This window comes from Allosphingosinicella sp., from assembly GCF_036387615.1.
Taxonomy (GTDB): Bacteria; Pseudomonadota; Alphaproteobacteria; order Sphingomonadales; family Sphingomonadaceae; genus Allosphingosinicella.
Window position 1 is genome coordinate 1 of the sequence record NZ_DASVTH010000037.1, and the last position, 15,589, is coordinate 15,589.

14 protein-coding genes are annotated in these 15,589 nt (G+C 67.4%); 5 read left to right on the plus strand and 9 right to left on the minus strand.

All coding sequences use genetic code 11. From position 1 onward, the window contains the following. Positions 1-62 precede the first annotated feature (62 nt). The 3 genes from VF631_RS07835 to sufB form a co-directional block, all read right to left on the minus strand. The gene (locus tag VF631_RS07835) at positions 63-1,154 is read right to left on the minus strand and encodes a SufB/SufD family protein (RefSeq protein ID WP_431849731.1); all 1,092 of its coding nucleotides are present in this window, start codon (positions 1,152-1,154) and stop codon (positions 63-65) included. A 145-nt stretch (positions 1,155-1,299) separates the two neighbouring features. Next, the gene (sufC, locus tag VF631_RS07840; RefSeq protein WP_431849732.1) at positions 1,300-2,058 is read right to left on the minus strand and encodes a Fe-S cluster assembly ATPase SufC; all 759 of its coding nucleotides are present in this window, start codon (positions 2,056-2,058) and stop codon (positions 1,300-1,302) included. 312 nt (positions 2,059-2,370) lie between these two features. Continuing rightward, on the minus strand, positions 2,371-3,852 hold the full coding sequence (sufB, locus tag VF631_RS07845; RefSeq protein WP_431849733.1) for a Fe-S cluster assembly protein SufB: 1,482 nt from the start codon (positions 3,850-3,852) through the stop codon (positions 2,371-2,373). 237 nt (positions 3,853-4,089) lie between these two features. On the opposite strand from sufB, the gene VF631_RS07850 reads away from it, so the two are divergent. Continuing rightward, positions 4,090-4,545 carry a hypothetical protein gene (locus tag VF631_RS07850; protein WP_431849734.1) on the plus strand — a complete coding sequence of 152 codons (456 nt, stop codon included), beginning with the start codon at positions 4,090-4,092 and terminating at the stop codon, positions 4,543-4,545. A gap of 134 nt (positions 4,546-4,679) precedes the next feature. On the opposite strand, the gene VF631_RS07855 is transcribed toward VF631_RS07850, so the two are convergent. Then, entirely contained in the window at positions 4,680-6,560 is a 1,881-nt protein-coding gene (locus VF631_RS07855; RefSeq protein ID WP_431849735.1) for a DUF885 domain-containing protein, read from the minus strand. 207 nt (positions 6,561-6,767) lie between these two features. Here VF631_RS07855 and VF631_RS07860 point away from each other — a divergent pair, with 207 nt between their 5' ends. The 3 genes from VF631_RS07860 to VF631_RS07870 all read left to right on the plus strand — a co-directional run bounded on the left by VF631_RS07860 (position 6,768) and on the right by VF631_RS07870 (position 11,523). Further along, positions 6,768-7,802, plus strand: a complete 1,035-nt coding sequence (locus VF631_RS07860) for a quinone-dependent dihydroorotate dehydrogenase (RefSeq protein ID WP_431849736.1) — start codon at positions 6,768-6,770, stop codon at positions 7,800-7,802. A 31-nt stretch (positions 7,803-7,833) separates the two neighbouring features. Beyond that, positions 7,834-9,549, plus strand: coding sequence for a gamma-glutamyltransferase (ggt, locus tag VF631_RS07865; protein ID WP_431849758.1), 1,716 nt, complete (start codon positions 7,834-7,836; stop codon positions 9,547-9,549). Positions 9,550-9,729: 180 nt separating this feature from the next. Next, positions 9,730-11,523: an AMP-dependent synthetase/ligase gene (locus VF631_RS07870; protein ID WP_431849737.1), complete on the plus strand. Its 1,794-nt coding sequence runs from the start codon at positions 9,730-9,732 to the stop codon at positions 11,521-11,523. Positions 11,524-11,547: 24 nt separating this feature from the next. On the opposite strand, the gene VF631_RS07875 is transcribed toward VF631_RS07870, so the two are convergent. Genes VF631_RS07875 through VF631_RS07885 form a run of 3 tightly spaced genes read right to left on the minus strand, consistent with a single transcriptional unit; the run spans position 11,548 to position 13,134 of the window. Continuing rightward, positions 11,548-11,952 (minus strand): hypothetical protein, encoded by a 405-nt coding sequence (locus tag VF631_RS07875; RefSeq protein WP_431849738.1) that lies wholly within the window; start codon positions 11,950-11,952, stop codon positions 11,548-11,550. Positions 11,953-11,995: 43 nt separating this feature from the next. Continuing rightward, complete coding sequence (gene gloB / locus VF631_RS07880; protein ID WP_431849739.1) at positions 11,996-12,724, minus strand: hydroxyacylglutathione hydrolase; 729 nt, start codon at positions 12,722-12,724, stop codon at positions 11,996-11,998. After that, positions 12,718-13,134, minus strand: coding sequence for a VOC family protein (locus VF631_RS07885; RefSeq protein ID WP_431849740.1), 417 nt, complete (start codon positions 13,132-13,134; stop codon positions 12,718-12,720). Before VF631_RS07885 ends, gloB begins: the two co-directional genes overlap by 7 nt. Before the next feature lie 120 nt (positions 13,135-13,254). Between VF631_RS07885 and VF631_RS07890 the strand changes: the two genes are divergently transcribed. After that, the gene (locus VF631_RS07890; protein WP_431849759.1) at positions 13,255-13,962 is read left to right on the plus strand and encodes an SIMPL domain-containing protein; all 708 of its coding nucleotides are present in this window, start codon (positions 13,255-13,257) and stop codon (positions 13,960-13,962) included. A gap of 130 nt (positions 13,963-14,092) precedes the next feature. Here VF631_RS07890 and VF631_RS07895 read toward each other — a convergent pair whose 3' ends face one another. Both VF631_RS07895 and VF631_RS07900 read right to left on the minus strand, forming a co-directional pair. Next, on the minus strand, positions 14,093-14,824 hold the full coding sequence (locus tag VF631_RS07895; protein ID WP_431849741.1) for a tetratricopeptide repeat protein: 732 nt from the start codon (positions 14,822-14,824) through the stop codon (positions 14,093-14,095). Beyond that, on the minus strand, positions 14,821-15,561 hold the full coding sequence (locus tag VF631_RS07900) for an alpha/beta fold hydrolase (RefSeq protein WP_431849742.1): 741 nt from the start codon (positions 15,559-15,561) through the stop codon (positions 14,821-14,823). The genes VF631_RS07895 and VF631_RS07900 overlap by 4 nt, the downstream gene beginning before the upstream one ends. Between the last annotated feature and the right edge of the window lie 28 nt (positions 15,562-15,589).

A 15,589-nucleotide genomic window follows, 5' to 3' on the forward strand; every position in this document is an offset into this window, starting at 1 on the left:
CACCACGCCGCTTCGCGTCGCGGTCCCCCTCCCCGTCCCGGGGAGGATCTGGCCAGCGTCGCTCATTGGCTGCCTCCCAGCCAAGCCATCGCGTCCGCATGGAACGCCTCGCGCACCGCTTCCTCGCCGACGCGGTCGACCGCGTCGGCGACGAACGCCTGGGTGAGCAGCGCCTTGGCTTCCGCCACCGGCACGCCGCGACTGGCGAGGTAGAAGAGTGCGTTGCGGTCGAGTTCGCCCACGGTAGCACCGTGCGCGCATTTCACGTCGTCCGCGAAAATCTCGAGCTCGGGCTTGGCATTGATCGTTGCGGTGCGCGCGAGCAGCAGGCCTTTCAGCGATTGCTCGCCGTCCGTCTTCTGCGCCCCGCGCGCGACTTCGACGCGGGCGGCGACCGAGCAGGTCGCGGCCTCGTCGGCGACTGAGCGCCACACCTGCCGACTCATGCCCCCAACCGCGTCGTGGCGCAGCACCAGGTTCGCGTCGTGCCGCTGCTTGGCCCGCCCAAGCAGCGCGCCGCCGACTTCGACGAAACCGGCATCGCCATCGATCGTGAAATGCCCGTCCAGCCGCGTATCGCTCGCGCCCGCGCTGAGCGTGGTGAGGACCAGGCTCGCCCCCTGGCCGACCGTCGCACGATCGTGCAGGCTGACATAGCCGCCGCTGCCGAGCAGCCGTCGGCTCAGCATCAACCGCGCGCCTTTGGCCAGCGTGAGATGCGACAGCCGATTGATCCAGCCCTCGCCGACAAAGGTTTCGACGACGGACGCCTGCGCGTCCTCGTCAAGCACCACCTCGTTCGGCAAGTGATCGGCGCCGCCCGTCGAGACATGGACGATCTGGACCAGACCCTGCGGCGCATGATCGCGGCCGAGCCGGAGCGACCAGCCTTCGCGGCCGACCAACCGCGACAGAGCATGCTCGCCCGGCTGCGTTTCGATCGCGCCGATGGTGATCGTGCCGAGATTGCTCTGCTCGGCGGCGAGCCTGCCGTCGATGAAGACGAGGCGAGGGCCTTCCAGCGCGCAATCGATCCACGGAAGCGCATCCGGCACAGTGCCGGAAGGCGCGCCCGCCATAATCTGCGGAAGCGCCGACAGATCGCTCCACCGCCACGCTTCCGCGCGCGAAGAAGGCAGTTCGAGCAACGTCACCAGAAATCCTCCCCGGGACGGGGAGGGGGACCATCCGAAGGCTGGTGGAGGGGGCCCCGAGACCCGCAGTGCGCGTGGAGAGCCCCCTCCACCACGCCTCGCGCGGTTCCCCTCCCCGTCCCGGGGTGGATCTGAAGGAGCAAGCTCACGCCGCCACCTGCGCGTAACCCTCGCGCTCCAGCTCGTGCGCCAGCTCCGGCCCGCCGCTGCGCACGATCCGTCCTTCGGCCAGCACATGCACGAAGTCCGGCTGCACGATGTCGAGCAGGCGCTGATAGTGCGTGATCAGCACCACCGCCTTGTCAGGCGCGCGCATGATGCGGTTGATGCCGGCGCCGACGATCCGCAGCGCGTCGATATCGAGGCCTGAGTCGGTCTCGTCGAGTACGGCGAGGCGGGGCCCAAGCAGCCCCATCTGGACCATCTCGTTGCGCTTCTTCTCGCCGCCGGAGAAGCCGACATTCACGTTGCGCTTCATCATGTCCATCGACACGTCGAGTGCCTCGCCCTGCGCGCGGGCGGCGCGCAGGAAGTCCCCCGCGCTCATCTCCGCCTCGCCGCGCGCGCGGCGCTGGGCGTTGAGCGCGGTGCGCAGGAACTGGACGTTCGAGACGCCGGGGATCTCGACCGGATATTGGAAGCCGAGGAACAGCCCGGCCGCGGCCCGCTCGTCCGGTGCCATGTCGAGCAGGTCGAGTTGCTCGTTATTTGAGCCCTCGAACGTGACGGAGCCCCCCGTCACCTCGTACCCTGGCCGCCCGCCGAGCACATAGCCGAGCGTCGACTTGCCCGCCCCGTTCGGCCCCATGATCGCATGCACCTGCCCCGCGCGGACGCTTAAGCTCAGCCCGTTGAGGATCGGCTTGCCGTCGATTTCGGCGTGAAGGTTTTCAATCTTGAGCATTTTCGCTTTCTCTGCCGCGGGGCACGTAAGTCGCTATGAACTCCCGCTTCCGAGCCGCCGTACAGGCCTCGATGTTCTCGCGCGTTCTGGGCCTGCTTTTCGCGCATACCTTAACGATCTCGCACATGCGCCGATCAATCTCCGGGTCGCCGCTCGTTCGGGTGATCCGACAACGCACAGAACCGGTGATGGTGTTGACGCCGCCCGCGTATTGAACTCGGCTTAATCGATTACCGGTGACGACAATTTCCTGTTCCGTTGGAACAGGCGGAGCACTCACGGGCTGAATAGCCATCAAGAACAACGTTGCGATCAACCGACACTCCCCTCAAGGCTAATCCCCAGCAGCTTCTGCGCCTCGACCGCGAACTCCATCGGCAGCTGCTGAAGCACTTCCTTGGCAAACCCATTTACGATCAGCGCCACCGCATCCTCCGCGTTGAGGCCGCGCTGCATCGCGTAGAACATCTGGTCGTCGCTAATCTTGGAGGTGGTGGCCTCGTGCTCGATCTGCGCGGTCGGGTTGCGGACCTCGATGTAGGGGACGGTGTGGGCACCGCACTGGTCGCCGAGCAGCAGCGAATCGCACTGGGTGAAGTTGCGGACATTTTCGGCGGTCGGACCGACGCGGACGAGGCCGCGGTACGTGTTGTCCGAGCGGCCGGCGCTGATGCCCTTGGAGACGATGGTCGAGCGCGATCCCTTGCCGAGATGGATCATCTTGGTGCCGGTGTCGGCCTGCTGGCGATTGTTGGTGAGCGCGACCGAATAGAATTCGCCGACGCTGTTCTCGCCGGAAAGGACGCAGCTCGGATATTTCCAGGTGATGGCGGAGCCGGTCTCGACCTGGGTCCAGCTCACCTTGGAGTTCTTGCCTTGGCAGAGCGCGCGCTTGGTGACGAAATTATAAATGCCGCCGACGCCGTTGGCATCGCCCGGATACCAGTTCTGGACGGTGCTGTACTTGATCTCGGCATCGTCGAGCGCGACGAGCTCGACCACGGCGGCGTGGAGCTGGTTCTCGTCGCGCATCGGCGCGGTGCAGCCTTCCAGGTAGGAGACATAAGCCCCCTTGTCGGCGACGATCAGGGTCCGCTCGAACTGGCCGGTGTTCGCCGCGTTGATGCGGAAATAGGTGCTGAGCTCCATCGGGCAGCGCACGCCCTCAGGGATGTAGACGAAAGTGCCGTCCGAAAAGACCGCGCTGTTGAGCGCCGCGAAGTAGTTGTCGTGCATCGGCACGACCTTGCCGAGATGCTTGCGGACGAGGTCCGGATATTCCTTCACCGCTTCGGAGATGGAGCGGAAGATGACACCGGCGCGCTCCAGCTCGGCACGGAAGGTAGTGGCGACGGAGACGCTGTCGAACACCGCATCGACCGCGACCTTGCGCGCGCCCTCCACGCCGGCGAGCACCTTCTGCTCCTCGATCGGGATGCCGAGCTTCTCGTAAACGCGCAGGATCTCGGGATCGACCTCGTCGAGCGAGCCGAGCTTCGGCTTCTCCTTTGGCTCCGCGTAATAATAGGCGTCCTGATAGTCGATCGGCGGCACGTTGAGCTTGGCCCAGTTCGGCCCTTCCATCGTCTGCCACTTGGCGAACGCCTTCAGCCGCCAGTCGAGCAGCCATTGCGGCTCCCCCTTCTTGGCCGAGATGTAGCGCACCGTGTCCTCATTGAGGCCCTTGGGCGCGAATTCCTGCTCGATGTCCGAGCTGAAGCCCCACTCATAGGTCGACGCGCGGTCGACCGCGTCCTGCGCTTCCTGGTTCCGCACGGAGATATCTTCAGTCATCTGCCAAGCTCTATCACGGATCGGGGAAAAGCGCATTTCGGGCCGGAAATCGCCTCATGCATGTGGGCTTTGGGGAGGTCGGAATCAAGCGATCCTCCCCGGAACGGGGAGGGGGACCGCCGCCGAAAGGCGGGGGTGGAGGGGGCTTGTCGGACATAACGTGGTCTCACAGCCCCCTCCGTCACGCTGCGCGTGCCACCTCCCCGTCCCGGGGAGGATCGGTTAGGAGCCATTCCAATGCGCTACTTCCTGGACACCGAATATAACGGCTTTGGCGGCGAGCTGATCAGCATCGCGCTGGTGCCGGAGCATGGCGACCAGGAGTTTTACGCGGTGCTGCCGCTGCCAGCCGAAGTGCATGGCTGGGTCGAGCGCAATGTTTTGCCGTACCTGCGCCAGGTCCCGCCCGGTCTCGATGCGGACACCGTATCCCGCGAGGAAGCGGCGTTCGAGCTCGCCCGCTATCTCGCCGCCGATCCCGATCCGCTGGTCGTCGCGGACTGGCCGGAGGACCTCGCCCACCTGTGCAACCTCATCGTCACCGGCCCGGCCGAACTCGCCGAGATCGGCCGCCTGCGCCTTGAATTCCTGCGCACTCCCGGCTTCAGTACGGCCCGCAACAGCCGCGTGCCGCACAATGCCCTGCACGACGCGCGTTCGCTGCGGGAGTTCGTGGTGGGGATGGAGGCGTGAACAAACACAAAGCGCTCATCCTGAGGAGCCGGTGAGCTTGTCGAACCGGCGTCTCGAAGGACACACACAATCCTTCGAGACGGGCCTTCGCCAAGCTCAGTCCCTCCTCAGGATGAGCGGATAAGTGGCGCGCCCTAAGAGCGTGACTGACTCGCGATCCAGGCCTCCACGTTGCGCTCCATCACGTCCAGCGGCACCGCGCCGTTGAGCAGCACCGCATCGTGGAAGCCGCGCATGTCGAAGCGGTCGCCAAGCCGCTGCCGCGCGCGCTCGCGCAGCTCCGTGATCTTGAGGCGGCCGACCATGTAGGCGGTCGCCTGGCCCGGATAGACGATGTAGCGCTCGATCGCCTTGACGATGCCGCCCGGCGCGTCCGCCGAATTGTCGCCCACATATTTGATCGCCTGCGCGCGGGTCCAGCGCTTGTGGTGGAGACCTGAGTCCACCACCAGCCGGATCGCGCGATGCAGCTCAAGCTGTAGCCGCCCGAAGTCGCGATACGGATCGGTGTAGAAGCCCATATCCTTGCCGAGCCGCTCGGCATAAAGCCCCCAGCCCTCCGACCAGGCGGTATAGCCGCCGAAGCGGCGGAAAGGCGGAATATTCTCCAGCCGCGTCGTCACCGCGCCGTCGAGATGGTGGCCGGGCACGCCCTCATGGAAGGCGAGCGCCTCGAGCTCGGTGTGCGGCATGTCGGCCATGTCATAGAGATTGACGTAATAGACGCCGGGCCGCGCGCCGTCGGGCGACGGGTCCTGGTAGAAGGCCTTGCCCGCCGATTTCTCGCGAAACGGCTCCACCGCCTTTACATTCAGCACCGCCTTGGGCGTTGCGGCCTCGCTGAAATATTGCGGCAGCCGCGCCTGCATCGCCTTGAGCACCTTGTCGGTCTCGTCGAGGTAAGCCTGTTTGCCGGCCGGCGTGTTCGGGTAGAAATTCTCCTTGCGGGTCCGCATGTGCGCGAAGAACTGGTTGAGCGTGCCCGGGAAGCCCACCCGCTGCTGGATCGCGCGCATCTCGCCGTGGATGCGGGCGACTTGCTGCAGCCCGAGCGTGTGGATCTGGTCGGCGTTCATGCCGGTGGTGGTGTAGTAGCGCAGCAGGGCGCTGTACTGCTCGGCGCCGTTCGGGAAGCGCCAGATGCCGTCGTCCGAGCCCGCCGCCTTCTGTTGGGCCTGCATCAGCGCGATGACGCGGCCGTAAGCGGGCTTGACCTCCTCGACCAGCGCCTTGCGGCCGGCCTCGATCAGCCGGCTCTTCTCGCCGGGCGCGATGGCGAGCTTGTTCACCTTGGTCTTCAAGTCCGCGAACAGCGCGCTGTCCGGCCCGCGGTCGAACGGCGCGCCTTTGATGATGTTGCGGCTGTCCGCGATCACGTACGGATAGACCCACTTGGGCGGCAGCACGCCTTTCGCCTGGCGGTCCTTGGCCTCCGCGATCGCCTGGTCGAGATAGGCGTCGATGCCCTGCAGACGGCGAACATAGGCCCCGGCGTCGGACAGATTGTCGACGCGGTGAATGTTGATCAGGAAGGCCGGCCCCTCGCTCTGTGCCCCGTTCATCTGATCGAAGACGTAGCTGTTCTCGCGGTACGGGAAGACGCCGCCGCGCCGATCGACCATATTCTCGAACAAGTCGTAGCTGAGCTGGTCTTCGGGCGAGAGGCTGGCACGATCGAAGCGCGAGCGCAGATTGGCCAGCGTGGTCGTGTCCAGATTGCGCTGGGCGAGATCGGCCTCGTCCGTAAATTCGTTCCAGCGGCTGTAATCCTCGTCCTTGATGCCGCGATAGGCCTTGCCGAGCGGCGACAGATCGAGCTGCGCCTGATCGTAAGCTTCGAAGAAACGGGCGAGCTCGACGTTCTTTTCGGCGACGGCCGCGCGCTGAGCGGCGGCGGTGACGGCCTGAGATGCGGCGCTGCCGGCGTTGGCGGCTGCTGTCTGAGGCTCGGTCGAGGTTTGCGCGGTGGTGCAGGCTGCGATGAGGACAGTGGAGGCGAGTAGCAGGAAGCGCATTCGGATCATCCTCTTTGCTTCTTTCCACACTCCGTTCGGCCTGCGCCTGTCGAAGGCCGCCCCTTACTCTTGAGTCGGCAAGAAGTGGTGGGCTTCGACAGCCCCGGATCAAGTCCGGGGCCAAACGGGGATGGTTCAATGGGTTGCCCATAACTTGCACACCCCCGCTTTGACCAGCCGCTCGGCGGGTGCGATAGGCCGCGCCGCATGGCGCTCTATCCCTTTCTTCGCCCGCTTATTTTTCGGCTGGGCGGGGAGCAGGCGCACCGGCTGACCATCGCCGGCTTGAAGGCGCTGCCGGCGGGCAAAGCCACTGCGTCCGATCCGCTGCTTTCGATTGAGCTTGCGGGCCTCAGCTTCCCCAACCCGGTCGGGCTCGCCGCCGGCTTCGACAAGGATGCGGAGGTCTATGACCGCATGCTGGGCCTTGGCTTCGGCTTCGCGGAGGTGGGCACGCTGACGCCGCTCCCGCAAGCCGGCAATCCCAAGCCGCGCCTGTTCCGGCTGGAGGAGGACCGGGCGATCATCAACCGGCTCGGCTTCAACAATGGCGGGCAGTCGGCGGCGTTGGCGCGCCTTCGTCGCCGCAAGCGCGGCGGGATTGTCGGGGTCAATATCGGCGCCAACAAGGAGAGCGCCGATCGGATCTCCGACTACCGGGCGGGCGTGCGCGCGATGGCGCCGGTCGCGGATTATCTGACGGTCAACATCTCCTCTCCCAACACACCGGGGCTCCGCGCATTGCAGGACCCGGCCGCGCTCACCGAGTTGCTGGCCGCGGTCACCGCCGAACGGGGCCGGGAGGCGCCGCCCATCTTCCTCAAGCTCGCGCCCGATCTCGAGCCGGCCGACATCGACGCTGTCGTGCGCGTCTCGATGGACGGCGGCATCGACGCGCTGATCCTCGGCAATACCACGGTGAGTCGGCCGCCGCTCCGCTCCGGTTACGCAGGTCAGGCAGGCGGGCTTTCCGGCGCACCGCTGCGGCCGCTCGCACTCCAGCGCTTGCGCGATTTCCGCCGCGCGACCGGAGGCGCTCTGCCGTTGATCGCCGCCGGCGGGATCGCGAGCGGCGCGGACGCTTATGAGCGCATTCGGGCGGGCGCCAGTCTGGTGCAGCTTTACTCAGCCCTGGTCTACGAAGGACCGGGCCTGGCGCAGCGAATCAAGCGCGATCTGCGCGACCTGCTTCGCCGGGACGGGTTCGGGAGCCTGTCCGAGGCGGTCGGCGTCGACGCGTGACGCGCGCCCCAGGGCGGAGTAGATGAGCCCGATGACCCGTCGCTTTCTCGCCAGCCTCGCCTCCTCCTTTCTCCTCCTCACCGCCTGCGCCGCCCAGACCGCACGAACGGATGCGCCGCCGGCACTGGCGGCCGCGCCCGGCGCGATCTCGGCCGCCGATCCGCGTGCGGCGGAAGCAGGGCGCGAGATCTTGCGCGCTGGCGGCAGCGCGGCCGATGCTGCAATCGCGACCGCGATCGCGCTGACGGTGGCCGAGCCGCAGTCATCCGGGATCGGGGGCGGCGGCTTCCTGGTCCATCACGACGGGCGCAGCCGCGCGCTCACCAGCTTCGACGGACGCGAGGAAGCGCCGGGTTCGGCGAGCCCGAACTGGTTCTTGGACGCGAGCGGCAGGCCGGTCGACGATCCCTCAGTCGGCGGGCGGGCGACCGGCGTTCCCGGCAACATCCGCATGTTCGCGCTGGCCCATTCCAAGCATGGCAAGCTGCCCTGGGCGCGCCTGTTCGATCCGGCGATCCGGCTGGCCCGCGACGGTTACCAGCTGACGGAGCGCGGCCGCGATGCGATCGCGACCTGGCGTCCCGAGGCGCTCCGTCTGACGCCCTGGGCGCGCGCGACCTTCCTCGACGCGAGCGGCACGGCCAAGCCGGTCGGAACCCTGATCCGCAATCCGGAACTGGCGCGGTTGATGACTGAAGTCGCCCAGCGCGGCCCGGACCATTTCTACACCGGGCCGCTCGCCGAGCGCATCGCCGCCGCGGTCGCCTCCGCCCCGCGCCACCCGGCTCCCATGACCAAGGGCGATCTCGTCAGCTACGACGCGAGGCAGCGCGAGGCGCAATGCGGCAGCTACCGCGGTCACCGCATCTGCGGGATGGGACCGCCCTCGTCCGGCGCGACGACGGTGTTCGCGATCCTAAAGCAGCTCGAGCGGTTCGACCTTGCCGCGCTTGGGCCCGACAGCCCCGAGGCCTGGCACCTGATCGCCGAGTCGATGCGGCTCGCCTACGCCGACCGCGAAGCCTACCTCGCCGATCCCGACCATGTCCGCGTGCCCGTCGCGGGGCTGATGAACCCCGAGTATCTCGGCCGGCGCTCGGCGCTGATCACCCGCGGGCGCGCCTTGGCGAGCGTCAGCCCCGGTACGCCGCCCGGCGCGACCCGGACCGCGTTCGTGGCGCACGACGAGCCCGCCGGCACCTCGCACATGGTTGCGAGCGACCGCTGGGGGAATGTCGCGACCCTGACTTCGACCATTGAAGCGCCGTGGGGATCGGGCGTGACGGTCGGCGGCATGTTCCTCAACAACGAGCTCACCGATTTCCACGTCGTGCCGCAAGCCGGCGGCATTCTGGTCGCCAACCGCGTCGAGGCCGGCAAGCGGCCGCGCAGCTCGATGTCTCCGACCATCGTCTACGGGCCGGACGGGCAGGTGCGGCTGGCGCTCGGCGCGGCCGGCGGCGCGACCATCATCATGCAGGTCGCCAAGTCGATCATCGGCGTGGTCGACTGGGGCCGCTCCGCCCAGGAGGCGCTCGCGTTGCCGACCTTGGTTGCGGCGGGACCAGGCATCGCCGTCGAGCGCGGCACGGCGCTGGAGCGGATGGCCCCCGCGCTGACCGCCCTCGGCCACCGGGTCTCCTTCCGCGCACCAGGGAGCTTCAAGGCGAATGCCATCGAGCGCGTCGGCGGCCGCTGGATCGGCGCCGCCGACCCGCGCAGCGAAGGCGTCGCGCTGAGCGAGTGAGTCATCCATGACCCGCTAATCCTGAGGAGCCGCTGAGCTTGTCGAAGCGGCGTCTCGAAGGACGTTCCGAGCCGGTCCTTCGAGACGGGCCTTCGACTTCGCTCAGTCCCTCCTCAGGATGAGCGGAGTGGGGGAAACCCGAACTTGTCTCGGTTTCGATTATGGGCCAGCCTCTCCACCATGGCACGACAGCTCGAGCATTTCCCCAACCTCGTCACCATGTTCTTCACCCGCGCGGCCCAGGGCGCCGAGCGGCCATTCCTCTGGGCCAAGCGCGACGGCAAGTGGGTCTCGACCAGCTGGCGGCAAGCGGCGGAGACGGTCGCCTCGCTCGCCGCCGCGCTGAACCGGATTGGCATCAGGCGCGGCGACACGGTGATGTTGGTGTCGGAAAACCGGCCCGAATGGATCATCGCCGATCTCGCGATCATGGCGGCGGGCTGCGTGACGGTGCCGACCTACGTCACCAACACCACCCGCGATCACCAGCACATTCTGGACGATAGCAGCGCGCGGGCGGTGATCGTGTCCACTCCCAAGCTCGCCAAGGCGCTGCTGCCCGCCGTGCTCCGCGCGAACAATTGCGAGCACGTCATCGGGATCGAGCCGATCCGCGGCGCCCAGCCCGGCGCGGTCGAGTATCACGACTGGCAAACCCTCGTCGCCGCCGAGCGTGCCGATGTCGCTGCGACCGCCGCCGCCGCAACCTTCGCACGCGACGACCTCGCCTGCCTGATCTACACCTCCGGCACGGGCGGCGCCCCGCGCGGCGTGATGCAGCATCACGGCGCCATCCTCCACAATGTCGAGGGCTGCATCGACGTCATCTCGAACGATTTCAGCTGGGACGAGGAGGTCTTCCTGTCCTTCCTGCCCGCCAGTCACGCTTACGAGCATAGCGGCGGGCAGTATTTCCCGATCGGGCTGGGCGCGCAAATCTACTATTCGGAAGGGCTGGAGAAGCTCGCCTCAAACATCGAGGAAGTGCGCCCGACCATGATGGTGGTGGTGCCGCGGCTGTTCGACGTGCTGCGCACCCGGATCGTGAAAGCGGTCGAAAAGCAGGGCAGACTGACGAACTACCTGATGCGCCGCGCGCTCGAGATCGGCGCCAAGCAGGCGGCGGGCTCGTCCTCGCTGCTCGACCGGCCGATGGACTTCATCCTCGGCAGGACGCTCCGTCCCAAGGTCGGCCAGCGCTTCGGCGGACGTATCAAGGCGATGGTCTCGGGCGGGGCACCGCTTAATCCCGAAGTCGGCACCTTCTTCCAATCGCTCGGCCTCACCGTCCTGCAGGGTTATGGCCAGACCGAGAGCGGGCCCGTGATCAGCTGCAACCGCCCGCGCGCCGGCATCAAGATGGACACGGTCGGTCCGCCTCTGAAGAACACGGAGGTGCGGATCGCGGAGGATGGCGAAATCCTGGTCCGCGGCGAACTCGTCATGAAGGGCTATTGGCGCAACCCCGCCATGACCGAGCGGACGATCGTCGACGGCTGGCTCCACACCGGCGATGTCGGCCATATCGACGAGGCGGGGCGGATCGTCATCACCGATCGCAAGAAGGACCTCATCATCCTCGACAAGGGCGACAATGTCGCGCCCCAGCGGGTCGAGGGAATGCTGACCCTGCAGCCGGAGATCGTCCAGGCGATGGTGGTGGGCGACCGGCGCCCGTACATAGTCGGTCTGCTCGTCCCCGATCCGGAGTGGACGGCGGACTGGTGCCGGGCGAACGGACGCGCATATGATTTCGTCGCGCTGGCCCAGGACCCCGATTACCAGCGTGCGCTGTCGGCCGCGGTGGACCGGGTCAATGCCGATCTGTCGGTGATCGAGAAGGTGCGCCGCTTCGTGCTCGCCGACGAGCCGTTCACGGTCGAGAACCAGCAGCTCACCCCGTCGATCAAGATTCGGCGCCACATGGTGAAGGAGAAATATGGCGAGCGGCTCAGCGCGCTTTACAAGCGCTGATGCGGTCCCGCCTCCGGGCGCGGCTTACCTCACCCGCCGATAGGGCGTGAAATCTCCAAGGCCGCAGCCGCCGAACTCGATCCCGCTTGTCGTGTCGAACACGACGGCGATGTCGCCGCTGCAAAGCTGCGTACCCGGCGTGCGGGTGATGAGGGCGCGACCGGAGTTGAGGCTGGGGCAGCCGCCATTTGGCCGATTGACGTAGACGAGGTTCCTCGACCGTCCTTCGAAGATGATCACATCATCGCCGACCGAACGATTGCCCCGCAAGTCGCGCCGGCTGACGCAGGATTGCGCCGGGCCGGCGCTGAAGCCGCGCAGCTCCTCGGTCAGCTTGTTCTGTGCGGCCGCGCTCATCTCGGTCGGAGCGTCGCTGACGGCGCAGCCGGCGGCGAGCGCGGCCAGCGATAATGTTGCAATGATCCTCATACGGCCTCCTCGCGCTTGAACGCGTGCGGCGGTCCAACGGATGCTAGCCGCGGAAATTGTCCTTGGCCCGCCTGAGCTCAGCAAGTGCCTGCGCAGATGAAGCGCGCATGAACGGATTTGTCGCGCGCTCGAGCGCAATCGTGGTCGGCACCGTTTCCTCGCCTCGCTGCCGCGCCGCTTCCACCGCCGACGCTCGCGTGCGCAGCGCCTGATTGTCGGGATCGACAGCCACGGCGAAGCGCGCATTTCCGAGCGTATATTCGTGGGCGCAATAGACCTGCGTGTCGGGCGCAAGCTGCGCCAGGCGCTGCATGTTGGCGTGCATCTGTTCCGCATTGCCCTCGAACAGCCGGCCGCAGCCCATCGCGAACAGGATGTCGCCGACGAAGATCAGCTGCTCCTTGGCAAGATGATAGGCGATGTGGCCCGCCGTGTGCGCCGGCATCTCCAGCACGGCCGCCTCCACGGTGCCGAGCCGCACCGTGTCGCCTTCGCGGACCAGCCGATCCAGAGTTGGAATGCGGTCCGCCTCGGCTGCCGGCCCGGTGATCGTGCAACCGGTCGCGGCCTTGATCGCCGCGTTGCCGCCGGTGTGGTCGGGATGCCAGTGCGTGTTCCAGATCTGCCCGATCCGCCATCCGCGCACATCGGCTTCGGCCAGGACAGGCTCGGCGACGGCCGGATCGATCACCGCCGTCTCGCCTGAGACGGGATCGTGCATCAGCCAGATGTAATTGTCGCTGAGCGCCGGGATCCGGACGATCTCTACCATGTGCCGCTGTTCGCCATCGAGGCCCAGGGCTCAGCCGGGGGCAGCGCGGCCCCCTCCTGCAGAAGCTCGATCGAGATGTTGTCGGGCGTGCGCACGAACGCCATGCGGCCGTCGCGGGGCGGGCGATTGATCGTCACCCCGCCGTCCATCAGTCGCCGGCAGCTCTCGTAGATGTTCTCGACACGATAGGCGAGGTGGCCGAAATTGCGGCCGCCTTCATAGCCCTGTTCGCCCCAATTGTGGGTCAGCTCCACCTGCGCATCCTCGTCGCCGGGCGCGGCCAGGAAGATCAGCGTATAGCGCCCCTGCTCGTTGTCGTAGCGCCGCAGCTCCTTCAGCCCGAGCAGCTCGAAGAAGCGGATCGTCGCCTCCGGGTCCGAAACGCGGATCATGGTATGCAGATATTTCATCGCGCCCCCTTTTCAGTTCACCGCTAGAAAGCAACGGTTCATCGACAGAGTGTCAGACCTTCGAAGCTGGCCGGGGAGTTCCGCGCCCGCATTCCAGGGAGGCATATCGTGGTTGAACGCATGCTCGGCAACAGGAACGCTCTTCTGCTCTCGGCCGCTATTCTCGCGCTTGGCGTCACGATCGGCGGCTATCTGCTCGGCGATGGCCTGCGCCGCTCGCGAATGGCTGACCGCGCGGTCACCGTGCGGGGGCTCGCCGAGCGCGACGTCACCGCCGATCTTGCCACCTGGACGATCAACTATTCCGAGCAGGGCGGCGAACTCGGCGCGGTCCAGGGCGCGATCGACCAGGACACGCGGGCCATCACCGACTTCTTCACCCGGGCAGGCTTCAAACCCGAGGACATCTCGGCCGCGGGCGTCAGCGTCAGCAATTTTTTCGACAACGATCGCGGCGGCAACGTCGTCACAGTTCGCCGCAAGCTCCAACTGCGTACCCGCGACGTGATGAAGGCGCGCTCGGCCTTCGCCCGTCAGTTCGACCTGATCAGGAGCGGCGTGGCGATCGAGGAGGGGTCCGACATCACCTACAGCTTCACCAAGCTCAACGACGTAAAGCCGCCGATGATCGCGGCCGCCACCAAGGACGCCCGCCGCGGCGCCCAGCAATTCGCCGCCGACAGCGGCACCGAGGTGGGCGGCATCCGCTCTGCGACGCAGGGCTATTTCTCGATCACCGCCCGCGACGGCGAGAGCGAAGGCTCCGGCAACGACTCGCCCTTTCAGAAGGTGCGGGTGGTGACCACGATCGAATTCTACCTGGACTAAGATCCTCCCCGGGACGGGGAGGGGGACCATGCGCAGCATGGTGGAGGGGGCTCTCCAGCCCGGTGCGGACGAAGCGCGTCCTCGACCACGTTGTTGCGCGCCGCGGCCCCCCTCGCCGGCCCGTGGAGGATCACTTGCCCTCGCCCGCATTGGCGGCGAGCGCCGCCGCAGCGGCCTGGCCCGCCGGCGAGTCAGGCGCGGCCTTGGCGGCTTTGGCGAACAGCGTGCGCGCTTCCTCGATCTCGCCGCCGACCCCGGCGACGTTGCCGGCCTGAAGGAGCACGTCCGGATCGTCCGGCGCGAGTTCGGTCGCCTTGGCGATGTCGGCGCGGGCGCGGGCGATCTGCTCTTCCCTGAGCGCGAGCGCCGAGGAAAGCACCCATGCGAACGGATCGCCGGGCACGAGCTTCAGCGCAAGATCGATGTCGGTGCGCGCGGCGGGAATCGCGCCCAGCGCCACGAGCGCCCGCGCACGGTCGAGATGCGCCTCGCCGCGTAGCTCGGCCGAGCCGATGCCGGCGACCAGCGCCGAGTCGAGCGCGGCTCTGGCCTTGGCGGCCTCGCCGGCGGCCAGCCAGGCATTGCCGGCCAGCACCCAGAACTCTCCGCGTCGGCTGTCTTTGGCGGACTCCGCTTCGGCGGCAGCGGCGGCGAACGCCTCAGCCGCGGGCGCCCAGCGCTCAAGCGCCGTGTAGGCGAGGCCGAGGCAGTGCCTTGCGGCAAGGCCGCCCCCCGCGATTCGCCAGGCGCCTGCGGCCTCGACGGCTTTCTCCGGCTGCGACCGTGCGAGTTGCGCGCAGCCCTGCGCCGTCGGAGCGGCCGGGGCGGGTTGGGCGGCAAGCGCCAATAGAGTGAGGATCAAGGGGCCTCCAGGAGGGTGCGCACGGTCGCGATCAGCAGGGCGATGTCTTGCGGGCGGGACAGGCGATGGTCGCCGTCCTTGACCAGGATCGCCTGCACGTCGGCTGAACGCACTTTCTTGCTCAGCTCCAGCGAATAGGCCCAGGGCACGTCCGGATCGGCCTGGCCGTGCAGCAGCCGCACCGGGCAGTCGATCGCGATCTCGGCATGGAGCAGGCGCAGCGCTTCGCCGCTTTCCCAGAATGCTCGGCTGGTGACATAGGGCGTCTCGGCATAGTCGGACGGGCGTTCCAGCCGGCCTTCGCGCAGGATCGTCATCTTCTCGTCCGGCGTATATCCCCAGGCGGTGAAATCCGGCGCCGCCGCGATTCCCACCAACCCGGCGATCCGCTCCGGCCAGGCGAGCGCGACCAGCAGCATCAGCCAGCCGCCCATCGACGATCCGACAAGCACGGCGGGGTTGTCGGTCAGCATGTCGATAATCGACAGCGTGTCGTCGCGCCAGCCGGCCAGCGTCTGCGCTTCGAACTCGCCGCTGCTGGCCCCGCAGCCGCCATAATCGAAACGCACCATCGCCCGGCCCTCGGCCTCCGCCCAGGCGGCAAGCGCAAGCGCCTTGGTGCCCTCCATGTCCGACATGTATCCCGGCAGGAAGACCAGCGTCGGTCCGCGCCCTTCGGTCAGCGCGTAGGAGAGCCGGCGCCCGCCTCCGATGTGCAGATGCCGCACCCCGTCCATCAGGAACGTCGATCTTCGAAGGGAGGCG

What these genes read in the sequence shown, in the direction of transcription:
- sufC (WP_431849732.1), bottom strand. Translation starts at nt 2,058, where the DNA reads ATGCTCAAGATTGAAAACCTTCACGCCGAAATCGACGGCAAGCCGATC.
- sufB (WP_431849733.1), bottom strand. Translation starts at nt 3,852, where the DNA reads ATGACTGAAGATATCTCCGTGCGGAACCAGGAAGCGCAGGACGCGGTC.
- VF631_RS07850 (WP_431849734.1), top strand. Translation starts at nt 4,090, where the DNA reads ATGCGCTACTTCCTGGACACCGAATATAACGGCTTTGGCGGCGAGCTG.
- VF631_RS07855 (WP_431849735.1), bottom strand. Translation starts at nt 6,560, where the DNA reads ATGCGCTTCCTGCTACTCGCCTCCACTGTCCTCATCGCAGCCTGCACC.
- VF631_RS07860 (WP_431849736.1), top strand. Translation starts at nt 6,768, where the DNA reads ATGGCGCTCTATCCCTTTCTTCGCCCGCTTATTTTTCGGCTGGGCGGG.
- ggt (WP_431849758.1), top strand. Translation starts at nt 7,834, where the DNA reads ATGACCCGTCGCTTTCTCGCCAGCCTCGCCTCCTCCTTTCTCCTCCTC.
- VF631_RS07870 (WP_431849737.1), top strand. Translation starts at nt 9,730, where the DNA reads ATGGCACGACAGCTCGAGCATTTCCCCAACCTCGTCACCATGTTCTTC.
- VF631_RS07875 (WP_431849738.1), bottom strand. Translation starts at nt 11,952, where the DNA reads ATGAGGATCATTGCAACATTATCGCTGGCCGCGCTCGCCGCCGGCTGC.
- gloB (WP_431849739.1), bottom strand. Translation starts at nt 12,724, where the DNA reads ATGGTAGAGATCGTCCGGATCCCGGCGCTCAGCGACAATTACATCTGG.
- VF631_RS07885 (WP_431849740.1), bottom strand. Translation starts at nt 13,134, where the DNA reads ATGAAATATCTGCATACCATGATCCGCGTTTCGGACCCGGAGGCGACG.
- VF631_RS07890 (WP_431849759.1), top strand. Translation starts at nt 13,255, where the DNA reads ATGCTCGGCAACAGGAACGCTCTTCTGCTCTCGGCCGCTATTCTCGCG.
- VF631_RS07900 (WP_431849742.1), bottom strand. Translation starts at nt 15,561, where the DNA reads ATGGACGGGGTGCGGCATCTGCACATCGGAGGCGGGCGCCGGCTCTCC.